The organism is Streptosporangium sp. NPDC000239 (assembly GCF_040300765.1).
GTDB lineage: Bacteria > Actinomycetota > Actinomycetes > Streptosporangiales > Streptosporangiaceae > Streptosporangium.
Genome location: NZ_JBEPEI010000001.1, coordinates 719,074 through 734,922, shown reverse-complemented (window position 1 = coordinate 734,922; position 15,849 = coordinate 719,074). Strand labels below are relative to the sequence as shown.

15 protein-coding genes are annotated in these 15,849 nt (G+C 70.8%); 5 read left to right on the top strand and 10 right to left on the bottom strand.

The window, feature by feature from the left end; all coding sequences use genetic code 11:
* Window positions 1-16 precede the first annotated feature (16 nt).
* The 4 genes from ABT340_RS03360 to ABT340_RS03345 all read left to right on the top strand — a co-directional run bounded on the left by ABT340_RS03360 (window position 17) and on the right by ABT340_RS03345 (window position 3,494).
* Complete coding sequence (locus tag ABT340_RS03360) at window positions 17-892, top strand: AraC family transcriptional regulator (protein WP_352009016.1); 876 nt, start codon at window positions 17-19, stop codon at window positions 890-892.
* A gap of 10 nt (window positions 893-902) precedes the next feature.
* A complete protein-coding gene (locus tag ABT340_RS03355) occupies window positions 903-1,583 on the top strand; it encodes an AzlC family ABC transporter permease (protein WP_352009015.1) in 681 nt (226 codons plus the stop codon).
* Window positions 1,580-1,894, top strand: a complete 315-nt coding sequence (locus ABT340_RS03350; RefSeq protein WP_352009014.1) for an AzlD domain-containing protein — start codon at window positions 1,580-1,582, stop codon at window positions 1,892-1,894. The genes ABT340_RS03355 and ABT340_RS03350 overlap by 4 nt, the downstream gene beginning before the upstream one ends.
* Before the next feature lie 106 nt (window positions 1,895-2,000).
* Window positions 2,001-3,494 carry a serine/threonine-protein kinase gene (locus ABT340_RS03345; protein WP_352009013.1) on the top strand — a complete coding sequence of 498 codons (1,494 nt, stop codon included), beginning with the start codon at window positions 2,001-2,003 and terminating at the stop codon, window positions 3,492-3,494.
* A gap of 11 nt (window positions 3,495-3,505) precedes the next feature.
* Here the strand turns inward: ABT340_RS03345 and ABT340_RS03340 are convergent, their stop codons facing one another.
* Genes ABT340_RS03340 through ABT340_RS03330 form a run of 3 tightly spaced genes read right to left on the bottom strand, consistent with a single transcriptional unit; the run spans window position 3,506 to window position 5,449 of the window.
* Window positions 3,506-4,438, bottom strand: coding sequence for an RluA family pseudouridine synthase (locus tag ABT340_RS03340; protein ID WP_352009460.1), 933 nt, complete (start codon window positions 4,436-4,438; stop codon window positions 3,506-3,508).
* Window positions 4,431-5,066 carry a signal peptidase II gene (gene lspA / locus ABT340_RS03335; RefSeq protein ID WP_352009012.1) on the bottom strand — a complete coding sequence of 212 codons (636 nt, stop codon included), beginning with the start codon at window positions 5,064-5,066 and terminating at the stop codon, window positions 4,431-4,433. Before lspA ends, ABT340_RS03340 begins: the two co-directional genes overlap by 8 nt.
* Window positions 5,030-5,449 carry a TraR/DksA family transcriptional regulator gene (locus ABT340_RS03330; RefSeq protein WP_352009011.1) on the bottom strand — a complete coding sequence of 140 codons (420 nt, stop codon included), beginning with the start codon at window positions 5,447-5,449 and terminating at the stop codon, window positions 5,030-5,032. The genes lspA and ABT340_RS03330 overlap by 37 nt, the downstream gene beginning before the upstream one ends.
* A 473-nt stretch (window positions 5,450-5,922) precedes the next feature.
* Here ABT340_RS03330 and ileS point away from each other — a divergent pair, with 473 nt between their 5' ends.
* Entirely contained in the window at window positions 5,923-9,105 is a 3,183-nt protein-coding gene (gene ileS / locus ABT340_RS03325) for an isoleucine--tRNA ligase (RefSeq protein WP_352009010.1), read from the top strand.
* Between the two features lie 107 nt (window positions 9,106-9,212).
* Here the strand turns inward: ileS and ABT340_RS03320 are convergent, their stop codons facing one another.
* From ABT340_RS03320 to ABT340_RS03290, 7 genes are all read right to left on the bottom strand, one after another.
* On the bottom strand, window positions 9,213-10,778 hold the full coding sequence (locus ABT340_RS03320) for a hypothetical protein (protein ID WP_352009009.1): 1,566 nt from the start codon (window positions 10,776-10,778) through the stop codon (window positions 9,213-9,215).
* Window positions 10,779-10,836: 58 nt separating this feature from the next.
* Window positions 10,837-11,694 carry a DivIVA domain-containing protein gene (locus ABT340_RS03315; protein ID WP_352009008.1) on the bottom strand — a complete coding sequence of 286 codons (858 nt, stop codon included), beginning with the start codon at window positions 11,692-11,694 and terminating at the stop codon, window positions 10,837-10,839.
* A 48-nt stretch (window positions 11,695-11,742) separates the two neighbouring features.
* Window positions 11,743-12,030 carry a YggT family protein gene (locus ABT340_RS03310; protein ID WP_352009007.1) on the bottom strand — a complete coding sequence of 96 codons (288 nt, stop codon included), beginning with the start codon at window positions 12,028-12,030 and terminating at the stop codon, window positions 11,743-11,745.
* 85 nt (window positions 12,031-12,115) lie between these two features.
* Window positions 12,116-12,619 (bottom strand): cell division protein SepF, encoded by a 504-nt coding sequence (locus ABT340_RS03305; RefSeq protein WP_352009006.1) that lies wholly within the window; start codon window positions 12,617-12,619, stop codon window positions 12,116-12,118.
* A gap of 120 nt (window positions 12,620-12,739) precedes the next feature.
* The gene (locus ABT340_RS03300; RefSeq protein ID WP_352009459.1) at window positions 12,740-13,405 is read right to left on the bottom strand and encodes a YggS family pyridoxal phosphate-dependent enzyme; all 666 of its coding nucleotides are present in this window, start codon (window positions 13,403-13,405) and stop codon (window positions 12,740-12,742) included.
* A 129-nt stretch (window positions 13,406-13,534) separates the two neighbouring features.
* Window positions 13,535-14,938: a cell division protein FtsZ gene (gene ftsZ / locus ABT340_RS03295; protein WP_352009005.1), complete on the bottom strand. Its 1,404-nt coding sequence runs from the start codon at window positions 14,936-14,938 to the stop codon at window positions 13,535-13,537.
* A 224-nt stretch (window positions 14,939-15,162) separates the two neighbouring features.
* Window positions 15,163-15,831, bottom strand: coding sequence for a cell division protein FtsQ/DivIB (locus ABT340_RS03290; protein WP_352009004.1), 669 nt, complete (start codon window positions 15,829-15,831; stop codon window positions 15,163-15,165).
* Window positions 15,832-15,849 lie beyond the last annotated feature (18 nt).

Below are 15,849 nucleotides of genomic sequence, written 5' to 3'. Positions count from 1 at the left end.
GACACGACCGCGGTCCTTGGAGACGGAGACGGGGCTGGAGCCGGGGAGCGGAAGCCTGGAGGCGGCACGCTTCTGGCGCAATCCGGCGCTGCCCGGGGTCGATCTGCTCAAGGCGAGATACGTGACCCATCGGTTCACCCGGCACGCCCACGCGGGCTACGCGATCGGGGTGATCCTGACCGGGATCGAGGAGTTCGACTATCGGGGCGCCCGGCACCGCGCGGGCGCGGGAAGCGTGGTGCTGGTCGACCCCGACCAGGCGCACAACGGTCACGCGGGTGAGCCGGACGGCTGGGCGTACCGGATGCTCTACCCCTCCGTCGAGGTCCTGTCCGGGATCGCCGAGGAACTGCTCGCCGGGCGGGGCACGCCGTACTTCCCCGAACCCGTCGTCTCCAGCGCGCGCGGTGCCGCGCTGCTCAGGAGGGCGCACGACGCCGCCGAGCGCGGCGACAGCCTGGCCTCCTCGACGCTGGCCCGTACGGCCTTCGGCACGCTGCTGCGCCTGCACGCCGCCCGGCGTCCGCCGGAGACGCGCTCCGTCGGCAACGACCTGGCCGTACGGCTCGCGCGGGAGATCCTGCACGAGAGACTCATCGATCCGCCCACGATCGAGGACCTGGCGCTGGCCGTGAAGGCGAAGCCGTTCGGGCTGATCAGGGCCTTCAAGGCGGTCACCGGGCTGCCGCCGCACGCCTACCTGAACACGCTGCGGGTCAGCCGGGCGCGTGGCCTGCTCGACGCCGGGGTACCCGCGGCCCAGGTCGCCGCGGACGTCGGTTTCACCGACCAGGCGCATCTGACCAGGCATTTCAAGCGGGTCGTCGGTGTCCCTCCGGCCGCCTACCAACGTGCAGGAACGTACAAGACCGAGGCAGAAAACTCCACATAACCTCACCATCATGGAAATATCCACTCGTTCCTCAGCGACAAGGGACGGACTGGGGGTGGGGATCGCGGTCGGGCTGTCCGGCGTCGCGTTCGGCGCCAGCGCGGTCACCGCGGGGCTGAGCGTCGCCCAGGCATGCGTGCTGAGCCTGTTCGCCTTCACCGGAGCCTCACAGTTCGCCCTGGCGGGCGTCATCGCGGGCGGCGGCAACCTCGTCGCGGGCACCGCGGGCGCCCTGCTGCTGGGAGCCCGCAACAGCCTGTACGGCCTGCGCATGGCCGACGTGCTCGGCGCCAGGGGCGGTGCCAGGTTCGTCACCGCCCACGGCGTGATCGACGAGACGACGGCGGTCGCCCTGGCCCAGCCCGACGAGGAGTCGGCCAGGACGGGCTTCCTCGTCACGTTCGCCAGCCTCTACCTGACCTGGAACCTCACCACCCTGCTCGGTGCGGCGGGCACCTCCTGGGTGGCCGATCCCGCGCTGCTCGGCCTCGACGTGGTCGGGCCCGCGACCTTCCTGGCGATCCTGTGGCCCAGGCTCACCGGCGGCGGCCGGGAGACCGGCGCGCTACGACTGGTCGCGGGGACGGGCGCCGCGATCGCGCTGGCCGTGACCCCCTTCGCCCCGCCCGGGGTTCCCGTGCTGATCGCCGCGACCGCCGTACTCGCGGTGACCCTGAGGAGGCCCCGATGAGTGCCGTGTGGTGGGCCGTGATCGCCACCTGCGCGGGGTGCTACGCGCTGAAGCTGGCCGGAATCTCCGCGCCGCGCAGGCTGCTCGACCACCCCAGGGTGCAGCGTTTCGCCGCGCTGGTCCCGGTCGCGCTGCTCGCCGCGCTGATCGCGGTGCAGATGTTCGCCCACGGTCAGTCGCTGTATCTGGACTGGCCGCGCACCGCCGGGCTGGGCGCCGCCGTCGTCGCGCTGCTGCTGCGCGCGCCCTTCCTGGTGGTGCTCGCCGGTGCGGCCGTCGTCACCGCGGCGCTGCGGTGGCTGATCGGCTGAGCGGGAACCGTACCCGGAGCGTGACGGCGACCCCCGGCGCCAACTATTGCGGTGATCTGCGTAGTTCATCCTGAATACCGGGACACATCACGGGTAGACGAGGCCCATGTCCGACTCTGGAGAGGTCATCGGCACGCGTTACCGGCTGATCGAACCCATCGGCCGCGGGGGAATGGGCACGGTCTGGCGGGCGAAGGACGAGGTACTCGGCCGTGACGTCGCGGTCAAGGAGGTCATCCCCTCTCCCGACCTGACCGGCCCGGAGCGTGAGGTCTTCACGATCAGGACGCTCAGGGAGGCGCGGGCCGCGGGCAGGATCGGCCATCCCGGCGTCGCGACGGTCTACGACGTGATCGAGGAGCGCGGACGGCCGTGGATCGTCATGCAGCTCGTCGAGTCCAGGACGCTCGGGGCGGTGGTCCGTGAGGACGGGCCACTGCCCGCCTGCAGGGCGGCCCGCGTCGGGCTCGACGTGCTCGGGGCGCTGGTGGCCGCCGGTCACGCGGGTGTGCTGCACCGCGACGTCAAACCGGACAACGTACTGCTGGCCAGGGACGGCCGGGCCGTGCTGACCGACTTCGGCATCGCGGTGCTCGAAGGAGACTCCTCCGTCACCAGGACGGGCGCCCTGATCGGCACCCCGGCGTTCATCGCGCCGGAACGGGCGGGCGGAGGACCTGCGGTGTTCGCCTCCGACCTGTGGTCACTCGGGGTGACGCTCTACGTGGCGGTCGAGGGACGCTCCCCCTTCGAACGCGCCCACCCGCTGGCCACCCTCAGCGCGGTCATGCACGAGGAACCCGCCCCGATGCGGCTCTCCGGGCCGCTCGGGCCGGTGATCCACGGACTGCTTCGCAAGGACCCCGCCGAGCGGATGTCCGCCGAGGAGGTGCAGGTCGGCCTGCGCTCCATCGTGAACGGGATCGCCCCGCAGGAGACGATGCCGATCGACCTGCCCGTCCCCGCGCCGCCTTCACCGCCCTCACCGTCCTCACCGCCGGAGACCGGACCGGTGGCCGGGCCCGTGGGCGTGGCCGTGACCGGACAGGCGGCCGCGTCCGGCCCTCCTGCCCCCCGGAGACCGCGGAGAGGGGCGGCGGTCGTGGCCGCGGCGGCGCTCGCGGTCACCGCCACCGCGAGCGCGGCGGCCTGGGTCGCCATGAACTCCGTTCCCCCGGCGACCCGGGGACCGGTCACCCCGGCCGGGGTCTCTCCGAGCGGGCGCACCCCCGCGACGAAGCCGGAGCAGGCACGGCTGCCGGCCAGGAAGGACCCCGCCCCCGAGCGGACGCAGGAGAGCGACGACCGCCGTACCGTCCCCGAGGCGCCGCCCGAGAAGCCACAGAACCCACAGAGCCCGGAGAAGCCCGAGAGGACTGAGAAGCCGAAGCCGAGCGAGTCCCCCGCTCCCCCGAAGAAAGAAAAGCCCCCAAAGGATGACAAACCAGACAAGAGTGGGGACGAGGGGCAGGAGGCCGGTCCGCCCGAGGAAGGCGGCCAGGACACTCAGGAGCCGGCCCCCGAGGACGACCAGGAGCAGGAGCCGGTGGGCGAGGTTGCCCCGGGCGACGCCCTGAACGCCCTCGCCGTGCTCTCCTGACCCCTACCTGGCTACCGGGACTCTTCGCCGACGACCTTCAACGCGTGCGCGAGATCGTCGGGATAGTCGGTGGTGAAGGTCATCCACTCGCCCGTGACGGGGTGTTCGAAGGCCAGGGAGACGGCGTGCAGCCACTGGCGGGAGACACCGAGCCGCGCGGCCAGCGTGGGGTCGGCGCCGTACATCATGTCGCCGACGCACGGATGGCGCAGCGCCGACATGTGGACCCTGATCTGGTGGGTCCGCCCGGTCTCCAGCTTGATGTCGAGCAGCGAGGCGGCCCGGAAGGCCTCGATCGTGTCGTAGTGGGTGACCGAGTCCTTGCCGCCCGCCACGACCGCGAAACGGCCGTCCCCCGCCGGGTGGCGGTCGATCGGCGCGTCGACGGTGCCGCGCAGCGGGTCGGGGTGCCCCTGGACCAGCGTGTGGTAGCGCTTGTCCACGGTGCGCTCCTTGAAGGCCCGCTTCAGCCGTGAGTAGGCGTGCTCGCTCTTGGCCACGACCATCGCGCCGGTGGTGTTGGCGTCCAGGCGGTGCACGATGCCCTGACGTTCGGCGGCGCCGCTGGTCGCGACCCGGTGCCCGGTGCCGAGCAGGCCGCCGATCACGGTCGGCCCGGTCCAGCCCGTGGTCGGGTGGGCGGCCACCCCGATCGGCTTGTTGACCACGACGATGTCGTCGTCCTCGTAGACGATCGTCATTCCGGGGACCGGCTCGGCGACCGGGGTGGGCGCGCTCGGCGGGGGCGGGAGTGTGACGTCCAGCCACGCGCCGGCGTGGACCCGGTCGGACTTGGCCGCGGGCGAGCCGTCGACCAGCACGTCCCCGTCGACGATCAGCTCCGCCGCACGGGTGCGCGACAACCCGAACAGCCGGGACAGGGCCGCGTCGAGGCGTTCGCCCTCAAGCCCGTCGGGGACGGGAAGACTCCGCTGTTCAGCCATCATTCCTGCTCTCCGCCCTGTCCTGGGAACCTTCCTCGGCCTTGTGGGTCTCCGGCGCCGTCTCCTGCCCGCCGTCGCGCGTGCCGTCGAGCTGGTAGCCGCGCCAGGCGAGGAAGACCGCCAGGATCCCGCCGCAGACGATCGCCGAGTCCGCGACGTTGAACACCGGGAAATGGCTGGGGAAGACCTCGACGAAGTCGACGACGTGCCCCTGCAGCCCGCCGGGAGCACGGAAGAGCCGGTCGGTCAGATTGCCCAGCGCCCCGCCGAGCATCAGGCCGAGTGTGACGGCCCACGGCAGGCTGCGCAGCTTGCGCGCGGTACGCAGGATGGCCACCACGACGCCGGCCGCGATGATCGTGAAGACGATGGTCATGCCGGTGCCGATGCTGAACGCGGCCCCCGCGTTGAAGATCACCCGGAACTGCAGCAGCCCGGGGATCAGCACGAGCGGGTCCTTGCCCTCCAGGGTCCGCAGCACGGCCGTCTTCGTCGCCAGGTCAAGGCCGTAGACGACCACCGCGAGAGCCGCCAGCAGCGCGACACGCCGCCTCCTGGGCGGAGACGTCCGCGAGCCGGCGGCCTCTCCCGTCAGCGCCGCTCCTCCCGCTGCTTGCAGGCCACGCACAGCGTCGCCCTCGGGAACGCCTGAAGGCGCTCCTTGCCGATCGGCTTGTGGCACGATTCGCACACTCCGTAGGTCCCTGCGTCGATCCGGGCGATCGCCCGTTCGTTCTGCGCGACCAGGTCGCGCGAATTCAGGGTAAGGGCGATCTCACGTTCCCGCTCATACGTCCGGGCGCCCGCGTCCGCCTGATCGTCCCCGGCTCCGTCCGTGACGTCACCCGAGGCGATCTCGCTCTCGGCCTTGAGGATCTCCTCGTTCAGCTCGTCGATCTCCACGCTCAGCCTCGTGCGGACCTCGGCGAGCTCCTCGGCCGTCCAGGTGACGGTGCCGCCGTTCCCCGACGGGGCTACCGCGCTCTCGTCCGCGCGTACGGTCGCGGCCATGGCGGCCTCCTTGCTCGATCGGACCGTATCCGGTGTGGTAAACGGTGCGGGCAGCTTAGGTCCCCCATAACGGAACGGCAAACGACCCGCCGGGATGTTTACCACTCCCGTAACATCCGGTCCCCCTCACCGGATTCCGCCCGCGCCTTGACATCGCAGGAGAAAATCGGGAAGTTTCGCGCGGGGACGTACGTTAGGGTGTGAGCCTGCAAGGCGTTGATGGGGACGAGTACCTCCGAGCCCCTCGCACGAGCGACCCGGGGACGGTGCGAGCCCGGGGCGATGCCCGGAGGGAAGATCACCCCTGAGCCGCCGGAGGAACGGCCGCGCGAACGGCGCCGCCCAGTAGAACCGGCAGCAGACTCAAAGGAAGAGGGCCTTCTCGCGAAGGTCAAGGAGGGTGGTACCGCGGGGCCGTACGGTCTCGTCCCTCCACGCCACTGCCAGCACCAGCGTGGAGGTCCAGCCCGGTCATGTCCGCCTATTTCCGCTCTCTTCCCGCGCAGGTCGATCTGCCCGCGCTCGAACACGAGGTGCTCGGCCGCTGGCGGGACGGCAAGGTCTTCGAGCGCTCGGTCGAGCAGAACGCCGACGGCCCCAACTGGGTCTTCTACGAGGGCCCGCCGACCGCCAACGGCATGCCCGGCGTGCACCACGTCGAGGCCCGCGTCTTCAAGGACCTCTTCCCCCGCTACCGCTCCATGCTCGGCTACAACGTGCCCCGCAAGGCCGGCTGGGACTGTCACGGCCTGCCGGTCGAGGTCGGCATCGAGAAGGAACTCGGCCTGTCCGGCAAGAAGGACATCGAGGCGTACGGCATCGCCGAGTTCAACGCCAAGTGCCGCGAGTCGGTGCTGCGGCACGTGGACGCCTTCGAAGAGCTGACCGAGCGCATGGGCTACTGGATCGACCTCTCCCAGGCCTACCGCACGATGGACCCCTCCTACGTGGAGTCCGTCTGGTGGTCGCTCAAGGTCATCTTCGACAAGGGCCTCCTCAGCCGCGCCTTCCGGATCACGCCGTACTGCCCGCGCTGCGGCACCGGCCTGTCCGACCACGAACTCGGCCAGCCCGGCGGCTACGAGACCGTGACCAGCCCGTCGGTCTACGTCCGCATGCCCGCGACCTCCGGCCCGCTGGCCGAGCTCGGCGCCTCGCTGCTGATCTGGACCACCACCCCGTGGACGCTGGTGTCCAACACCGCCGTGGCCGTGCACCCCGAGGTGACCTACGTCGCGGCGCGCCCCGCGGGCTCCGACGAGGTGCTGGTCGTCGCCGAACCGCTGCTGACCGCGGCTTTGGGCGAGGGCGCCGAGGTGCTGGCCTCCTTCCTGGGCGGCGACCTTGAGCACACCACCTACTCACGCCCCTTCGACCTGGTCGACATCCCCGGCGCGCACTACGTGGTGCTCGGCACCTACGTCACCACCGAGGACGGCACGGGCCTGGTTCACCAGGCGCCCGCCTTCGGCGCCGACGACATGACCACCTGCAACCGGTACGGCCTGCCCGTGGTCAACCCGATCGGTCCCGACGGGCGTTTCCTGGACGACGTACCCCAGGTCGGCGGCCAGTTCTTCAAGGACGCCGACGAGGGCCTGACCGCCGACCTGCGGGAACGCGGCCTGCTGTACCGGGGCGATCACTTCGAGCACAGCTACCCGCACTGCTGGCGCTGCCACACCGCGCTGCTGTACTACGCGCTGCCCGCGTGGTACATCCGCACCACCGCGGTCAAGGACCAGATGCTCGCCGAGAACGAGAAGACCAACTGGTACCCCGAGACGATCAAGTGGGGCCGCTTCGGCGAGTGGCTGCGCAACAACGTGGACTGGGCGCTGTCCCGGTCACGTTACTGGGGCACGCCGCTGCCGCTGTGGGTCTGCTCGGCCGACGACTCCCACATCACCTGCGTCGGCTCGATGGAGGAGCTCGGCAGACTGGCGGGCCAGGACGTCTCCGCCCTCGACCCGCACCGCCCCTACGTGGACGACGTGACGCTGCCCTGCCCCACCTGCGGGGCCGAGGCACGCCGGGTACCGGACGTGATCGACGCCTGGTACGACTCGGGCTCCATGCCCTTCGCCCAGTGGGGCGCGCCGTACCGCAACGAGGAGATGCTCACCCAGGCCTACCCCGCGCAGTTCATCTGCGAGGCGACCGACCAGACGCGTGGCTGGTTCTACTCGCTCATGGCGGTCGGCACGCTGGTCTTCGGCAGGTCGTCCTACGAGAACGTGCTCTGCCTGGGCCTCATCCTCGCCGAGGACGGGCGCAAGATGAGCAAGCACCTGGGCAACGTGCTGCAGCCCATCCCGCTGATGGACAAGCACGGCGCCGACGCGCTGCGCTGGTACATGGCCTGCTCCGGCTCCCCCTGGGCCGCCCGGAGGGTCGGGCACGGCGCCCTTGAGGAGATCGTCCGCAAGGTCCTGCTGACCTACTGGAACACCGCCTCCTTCTTCACCCTCTACGCCAACGCCGAGTCCTGGTCGCCGTCCCAGCTCCCCGAGGCCCTGCCGTACGGCGAGCGCCCGCTGATCGACCGCTGGGCGCTGGCCGAGTTGCACCGCACGGTGGCCGAGGTCACCGCGTCGATGGAGGAGTTCGACACCGCCAGGGTCGGGCGGCGGCTGGCCGACTTCCTCGACGACCTGTCCAACTGGTACGTACGCCGCTCGCGCCGCCGTTTCTGGTCCGGCGACACCTCGGCGTTCGCCACGCTGTACGAGTGCCTGGAGACCGTCACCCGCCTGATGGCACCGGTGACGCCGTTCGTCACCGACTACGTCTGGGACGTGCTCCGCGACACCGGGGCCCCCTCCTCCGTCCACCTGGCCACCTGGCCCACGGTGAAGGAGGAGCTGCTCGACGGGGAGCTGTCGGAGCAGATGGCTCTGGTGCGCCGCCTGGTCGAGCTGGGCCGTTCGGCCCGTGCCTCCAGCGGGGTGAAGACCCGCCAGCCCCTCGGCCGCGCGCTGGTCGGGGCCCGTGGCTGGGGCGCGCTCTCCCAGGAGCTGCGCGACCTGATCGCCGACGAGCTGAACGTGCAGCGGCTTGAGGACCTCGGCGCCGTCGGAGCCGATCTGGTCTCCTTCACCGTCAAGCCCAACTTCCGGGCCCTGGGCAAGCGGTTCGGCTCGCAGACCAAGCTGGTCGCCTCGGCCGTCGGCGCGGCCGACGCGGCCGGGCTGGCCCGCGCGCTGCGCTCCGGATCGGCCGTCACGGTCGAGGCCGGTGAGCTGGGCACGGTCGAGCTGACGACCGAGGACGTGATCGTCACCGAGCAGCCGAAGGCCGGCTGGGCGGTGGAGACCGGGGCGATCGGCACCGGCACCGGCGAGACCGTCGCGCTCGACCTGGCCATCACCGACGAACTGCGCCGGGCGGGCCTGACCCGCGACGCCATCCGTCTGTTCCAGGACGCCCGCAAGTCCACCGGTCTGGCCATCACCGACCGGATCGAGGTGTGGTGGTCGGCCGCCGACGCCGAGCTGGCCGAGGCCCTGCGGGCCCAGGGCGCGACGGTCGCCGGTGAGATCCTCGCCGACTCCCTCACCGAGGGCACCGAGGGCACCGAGGGCACAGCCGAGGACCTCCCCGTCCACCACGACGCCGACCTGGGGTTGACCTTCAAGCTCCGCCGTAGCGTCTGATCCGGCTCGGGAAACCAAGGGGGCGGGTGGCGTCATACGCCACCCGCCCCCTTGTCCGTCTCACGGGAGAGCATGCCTTCCGGGGCTTCCGGGGACCCTCAGGTTCTTCAGGTGATCGGCCGGCAGACGGAGCAGCTGCGCATGCCCGCCGCCTCGGCGTCGGCAAGGGAGATGGTCTCAAGGCCGCTGCCCTCGACGCCCTTTATGGCGTCCAGGCCCCTGATCAGGGGGCAGGTGGGGCTGTGGAAGCGGCGGGTGCCGACGATGATCTTGACCATCTCGGGCTCGCCCGCGTCCGGCTTCTTCTCCGGCGCGGCACCGCCTTCTCCGGTCTCCTTCGCGTCCGGCGCCTGGGCCTCCGGCTTCGCGGGACTCTCGGGTACGGCGGCCTGCTCGGGGGCCGCCGAGGTGGAGCCGACCGGCACCGGCCGCCCGGCGCGCCCGGGTCCGGTCTCGGCCGGCTCCACCGGCTTGGTTCCCTCCGCGGGGGCCTGTCCGGCGTCGGCGGGCTTCGTGACGGCCGGTTCCGTGGAGGCGGGCTTCACAGGAGCGGACTCGGTCTGGGAGGGCTCGGCCGCCTTGGCCGGGGACGTCGTCTTCCGGGCGGGCTCCGCGGGCTCCTTCTGAGCCTCGGCCGCTTCCCGGTCGCCTGCCTCGGCGGGGACGCCCTTCTTCTCCTGGCCGGTCGCGGGCTCCTTGGACTCAGCCGAGGCGTCGTCGGGCACCAGGTGCCGGACGATGTCACGGCTGAACCAACTGGTGGCGTTGGGGTCCTCCGCCTCCCCTGAGTCCTCTGTCTTCTCGGGACCGGGGGCGGGGGCCTGCGAAGGCTGGGGGTGGGCGGGTGCTTCCGCGGTGCGAGGCGGTACCACCCGTTCCTCGGTCTGTGGCCGGTCCGGCTGTCCTGCCGAGGGCGGCTGCGCGGGGCCCGGCTCCGGCTCCGTCCTGCGGGTCTGCTCGGCTGGAGCCGAGGGACTCTGGACGTAGGGGCGGGTCACCGGGGTGTCGCGGACGTCCGGCGGGACCGCGGCGTGGGAGGCGAGTCCGGCCGGGTCACGGACGCCCGCCTCTGCGGCGTCCGCCCGGTCGGAGGAGCCCGGCCCCCGGGGGGAAGGGGACACGGGTTCCCGAATCTCCGGCGGGGCTCCCTGCTGGAGTCCTCCGGTGAACTCGGGCAGGCACGTGGTGCAGGGCGTGAAGCCCTCCTCCCGCGCCTCCTCGTGAGTGAGTTCCTCATGATCCCGTCCGGCCAGCTGGCGGCACCCGGCGACGTGGTACCGCTTACGGCCCGGGATCACCAGGACGATCGCGTCGTCACCGAGGTGACCCCGCCTCGCGGCCGCCGTACGGCCCGGCCCCTGCTGGGGGGCGTCGGGAACCGTCTGCCTGACACCGTGCGGCACCGTAGGCGGCGGTGTCCGCATGACGGGCTGGTTCGGCACGGGCGGCCCCGGAGGGACCGATCCCCTCGGCGGGGGCGGCGGAGCTGCCCCGCCGCGTCCGCCAGCGGGGAACAACTCGTGGCGGCGTAGCAACGCACCGATCACCAGGAAGACCGCGGACAGCACACTGACCGCGATCGACCACATGACCAGGAACGGCTGGGACATCACGAACCCTGCGATGAGCAGGACTATGGCCGTGAGCACCAGCCCAGCGCTGATAAGGATCACAGAGGAACTCCTGGATACGGGTCAGACGGATGACCCGAAACCCTAGCGGCGGCGGTCGTCAGCGGCGGTCGTTGTGCGGGCCGTCGACTCCCTGGAAGGCGCCCGAGTGCTGCGCGGGCTCTCCGCCGAACGGGCTGGCGGCGGCCGGAATGGACGGCTGGACACCGGGGGCGCCGGCGTGGGACATCGCGGGCGGGCCGCCCACGATCGGGAACCCACCACTGCCCTCAGCGGCGACGGTCAGCTCGGCGAGCTGGTTCTCCAGGTACAGCTTCAGACGGCTGCGGTACTCCCGCTCGAAGCTGCGCAGCTCCTCGACCTTGCGCTCAAGCTCGTCACGGGTCTGCACCAGCGACCCCATGGCCTGCCTGTGGCGCTCCTGGGCGTCACGCTCAAGCGTCTCGGCGCGGGCGCGGGCGTCGCCGATGACCTGCTCGGCCTGGCGGCGCGCCTTCCCGAGGATGTCGTCGGCCTCGCGGCGGGCCCTGGTCACCGTCTCGTCCGCCTCCCGGCGGGCGTCGGCGATCGCCTGGTCGGCGGTCTGCTGGGCGAGGGCGAGGACGCGCGCGGCGGTGTCCATGTTGTCCTCGGCGGGGGGCATGCCCATCGCGACGGGGACGGGCTGCTGGTGCGGCGCCGGCTCGGGGGGCCTGATCGGCTCGGGCTGCTGCATCATCATCTCGGGCTTGGGCTCGGCCACCGGGGCGGGCGCCATGGCCATGCCCATCCCGCCGGGCACCTTGCCCCTGAGGCACTCCGCCAGTTTGGCGCGGAGCTCCTCGTTCTCCTGGATGAGGCGGTCGAGCTCGGACTCGACCTCGTCGAGGAAGGCGTCAACCTCCTCCTCGTCGTAGCCCGGCCTCAGCCGGGTGGTACTGAATTGCTTGTTCCGCACATCAGCGGGCGTCAGCGGCATTTCGGTCTCCTTGGCGCGCTTGGAGTCTGTCCGGAGGACGGTACCCGATCAACGAAGCGCGGACACGAGTTGGATCAAGCCCAAGACCCCAATGAACAGCATGGTGAAGCTTAGGTCAAAGGCCACCGTACCCAACCGGAGTGGTGGAATGAAACGTCGGAGGAACTTGAGGGGTGGGTCAGTCAGTGTGTACACGACTTCCGCCAGGACCAGGACGACCCCGGTGGGACGCCACTGGCGGGCGAACGACTGCACCATCTCAAGCACGATCCTGCCGATCAGCAGAACCAGGTAGAGGGACAGGACGGCGACCACGATCTCGCTAATGATCCCCACGGCCCGTACCCACCTCCATTCCGCTGCTCCGCCGCCCCCGGTCTCGTACGGACCCGTCCGGCCGGTAACTGTTCATGGTGGAACTCTAGCTCTGGTTGAAGAACCCGCGTTCCGCTATTCGAGCCTTGTCCTCAGCGGTCACCTCGACATTGGCAGGGGACAGCAGGAACACCTTGTTGGTAACACGTTCAATGCTGCCGTGTAGGCCAAAGACAAGACCTGCCGCGAAATCCACAAGGCGCTTCGCGTCACTGTCAACCATCTCGGTCAAATTCATGATGACCGGAGTACCGTCGCGGAAATGCTCACCGATCGTACGGGCCTCGTTGTAGGTCCTGGGATGAAGCGTGGTGATGCGTGCCAGATCGGTCGTACGGCGCTCCAGAACGGCCGTCGAGGGCCTCGGGGCGGGAACCCCCGGGTCGGTCTCGTCCTCACGGTCGTGGACCGTGCCAGGCCTCTCCTCGCCGGGTCTGCGCGAGTCTTCGAAATCCTCGTACTCGTCGTCGGGATAGCTGTCGTACCTCTCATAACGGTCGTCCTCGACAAGACCGAGGTAGACCGCCATCTTGCGCATCGCGCCGGCCATCGCTACTTCTTCCTCCGCCTTACCTCGACCTGTCTGGGGCGGTAGCCGCACCCCCTTGGAGCTCACCACCGAACGACCTCTGTGTGGGCATGTGGACGCCAAGGTCCACTTGGAGGGACATTACCTGACGAAGGGCTTTCTACGACCGAGCAACGCCGTACCGACACGCAGGTGTGTCGCGCCGTTCGCGACGGCCTCCGCCAGATCACCGCTCATCCCCGCGGAGATGACGACCGCCTCCGGGTGGTCCGCCCGTACGGCCTCCGCGATCTCCCGAAGCCTCGCGAACGCCCTGCCGGGCTCCTGCCCCAGCGGTGCCACGGCCATCACCCCGCCGAGGCGTATCCCCCCGGCCTCTGCGACGGCGTCCGCCAGGGTCGTGACCTGGGCGGGAACGACCCCGCCTCGCCCCGGGTCGTCGTCCAGGGCCACCTGCACCAGACATGTGATCTCCCTGCCCGCCCGGACCGCCTCGTGGCTGAGCGCGGTCACCAGGCGTGGGCGGTCGACCGAGTGGACGACGTCCGCGTAGCCGACCACGGAACGGACCTTGTTGGTCTGCAACTGACCGATGAAGTGCCAGGTCAGCCCAAGGTCCGCACACTCGCGGGCCTTGGCGGAGGCCTCCTGGTCACGGTTCTCCCCCACGTTCCGCACCCCGAGCGACGCCAGCAGGCGCACGTCGGAGGCGGGGTAGGTCTTGCTCACCGCGACGAGCGTCAACTCCTCGCGGGTACGGCCCGCGGCCTTGCAGGCCTCGGTGATGGTCGCCTCGACCACGGCCATCCCGGCCGCGATCTCGTCACGTCGTGTTGTCTCCGTCACATCTCCGCCGCTCGAACGCTGGGAAACCGGCGGAGCCCATTCTTCCCGCCACGGCCAGGTGACCCGTCGCCCGCCTGGCCGTGAGCAATGTCACTTCAGGAAGTCGGGGACGTCGAGCTCCTCCTCCTGCTCCTCGAAGACCACCTGACGCCGCCTGGCGGGGTCGGGGACCCTGGCGGAGATCGGGGTCGGCTGAGGCGGCTCGGGCGCCGGACGCGGGATCGACACCGGCGGGGTGAGAGGCTCCTCCGCCCTGGGCGGCTCGGCCTGCTCAGCCGCGGGCGGCGTGTGGGGAACGTGCTGGACCGGCTGGGGCGTGTGGTGCGGCGGGGTCTCCACGACGGGCGGCGGAGGCGTGCTGACCACCGGCCTGACCTGGGCGGCGGGCTGCTCGGCCCTCGGCTCCACCCTGGGCTCGGCCTTCACCGTCGGCGCGGGCGGGCGCATCTGCACGCCCACGGAGGGAGGCGGGGAGGCCTGGGCCGGGCGTGCCTGGGGCTGCTGACGCGGCGGTGGCTGCGCCGCGGCCTCCTTCTTGTCCTCCGCCACGGGCTCGTCGAACCCGGCCGCGATCACCGTGACACGTACCTCGTCACCCAGGGCGTCGTCGATGACCGTACCGAAGATGATGTTGGCGTCGGGCGCCGCCGCGTTCGAGACGAGCTGGGCCGCCTCGTTGATCTCGAAGAGACCGAGGTCGGAGCCGCCCGCGATCGACAGCAGCACACCGTGCGCGCCGTCGATGCTGGCCTCAAGCAGCGGGCTGGAAACGGCCATCTCCGCCGCCGCGACCGACCGGTCGTCGCCACGCGCGTGCCCGATGCCCATCAGGGCCGAGCCCGCCCCGGACATGACCGACTTCACGTCGGCGAAGTCCAGGTTGATCAGACCGGGGGTGGTGATCAGGTCGGTGATGCCCTGGACACCCGAGAGCAGCACCTGGTCGGCCGCCTTGAAGGCGTCGAGCACGCTCACCTGCCGGTCGGAGATCGACAGCAACCGGTCGTTGGGGATCACGATGAGGGTGTCGACCTCCTCGCGGAGCGTCTCGATGCCCGCCTCGGCCTGCATCGCCCGGCGCCTGCCCTCGAAGCTGAAGGGCCGGGTCACCACACCGATGGTCAGCGCGCCGAGGGAGCGCGCGATGTTGGCCACGACCGGAGCGCCGCCCGTGCCCGTGCCACCGCCCTCTCCGGCGGTGACGAACACCATGTCGGCGCCCTTGATGACCTCTTCGATCTCCTCACGGTGGTCCTCGGCCGCCTTGCGCCCGACTTCGGGGTTGGCCCCCGCGCCGAGGCCGCGGGTGAGTTCGCGTCCGACGTCGAGCTTGACGTCGGCGTCACTCATCAGCAGCGCCTGGGCGTCGGTATTGATGGCGATGAACTCGACGCCCTTGAGTCCCTCCTCGATCATCCGGTTGACGGCGTTGACTCCGCCTCCGCCGATTCCTACAACCTTGATGACCGCGAGGTAGTTCTGCGGTGCTGCCACGACGAGGGGCCTTTCCGCTCGTTGACTTGCCATTTCATGCGGCACGGGGCCCGTGCCGTCGTTTCCAAAACCCTCACCCTCAAGTTGAGATTTAGATTTATGTCAACCTGAGGAGTGATACGGACAGTAGGAGTTGCCTCCAGGTGGGTCAACTAACCGCGCCGCAAGGCGTGTCCGGCGTGTCGCGGGCCGTCCTTTTCCCGGAAGGCCCGTCCTGCCGTGGATCACTTCACCGTCACGACGTCCGGGGAGCTCACGTCGTAGCTGTCGGCAGGACGTTTCAGCAGCGTGAGGAGGATGTCCGCCTTGTCGGCCGGACGGTCGGGACCTCCCCACACGACCTCCCTGCCGTCCTTGAGGCGCAGCGAGACCGTCTCCGACGAGGGCGCGAGAACCTCCGCCACCCTCGGGGCCAGACTCGGCGGCAGCGCGCCTATGACGCTCAGCGCGGCCAACGTGGCCGGGTCGCCCGTCTGCGGACGGTCGACCCGCAGCAGCGGAAGCATCGGCGGCCTGGTGACCGCGACCTCGGTGACCACGCCGTGCCGGTCCACGACCGCGAACTTCCCGCCGACCGGGATCGCCGCCACCGGCTCGCGCTCGACCACCTTCACCCTCAGGGTGCCCGGCCAGTCCCGGCTGACCGAGGCCGACTCGATCTGCCTGATCCGCCTGAGCCTGCCCGTGACCTCGGCCACGTCGACGGTGGCCAGCGGCGCGCCGTCGGCCACCCCCGTCGCCTGCCGGATCTGCTCGGCGGGGACGGTCAGGTTGCCGACCACCTGGATGTCCCGCACCCCCAGGACAGGGGAGAGGAACACCAGCCAGGCGGCGCTGCCGACCACCCCCGCCGTGAGCAGCGCCAGGAAGGCGGGCCGCCACACGCCGTTCACCGCCTCACCCCGTCCCGC

What these genes read in the sequence shown, in the direction of transcription:
- ABT340_RS03315 (WP_352009008.1), bottom strand. Translation starts at nt 11,694, where the DNA reads ATGCCGCTGACGCCCGCTGATGTGCGGAACAAGCAATTCAGTACCACC.
- ABT340_RS03300 (WP_352009459.1), bottom strand. Translation starts at nt 13,405, where the DNA reads ATGGCCGTGGTCGAGGCGACCATCACCGAGGCCTGCAAGGCCGCGGGC.
- ABT340_RS03350 (WP_352009014.1), top strand. Translation starts at nt 1,580, where the DNA reads ATGAGTGCCGTGTGGTGGGCCGTGATCGCCACCTGCGCGGGGTGCTAC.
- ABT340_RS03340 (WP_352009460.1), bottom strand. Translation starts at nt 4,438, where the DNA reads ATGGCTGAACAGCGGAGTCTTCCCGTCCCCGACGGGCTTGAGGGCGAA.
- ABT340_RS03305 (WP_352009006.1), bottom strand. Translation starts at nt 12,619, where the DNA reads ATGGCCGGCGCGATGCGCAAGATGGCGGTCTACCTCGGTCTTGTCGAG.
- ABT340_RS03355 (WP_352009015.1), top strand. Translation starts at nt 903, where the DNA reads ATGGAAATATCCACTCGTTCCTCAGCGACAAGGGACGGACTGGGGGTG.
- ABT340_RS03330 (WP_352009011.1), bottom strand. Translation starts at nt 5,449, where the DNA reads ATGGCCGCGACCGTACGCGCGGACGAGAGCGCGGTAGCCCCGTCGGGG.
- ileS (WP_352009010.1), top strand. Translation starts at nt 5,923, where the DNA reads ATGTCCGCCTATTTCCGCTCTCTTCCCGCGCAGGTCGATCTGCCCGCG.
- ABT340_RS03345 (WP_352009013.1), top strand. Translation starts at nt 2,001, where the DNA reads ATGTCCGACTCTGGAGAGGTCATCGGCACGCGTTACCGGCTGATCGAA.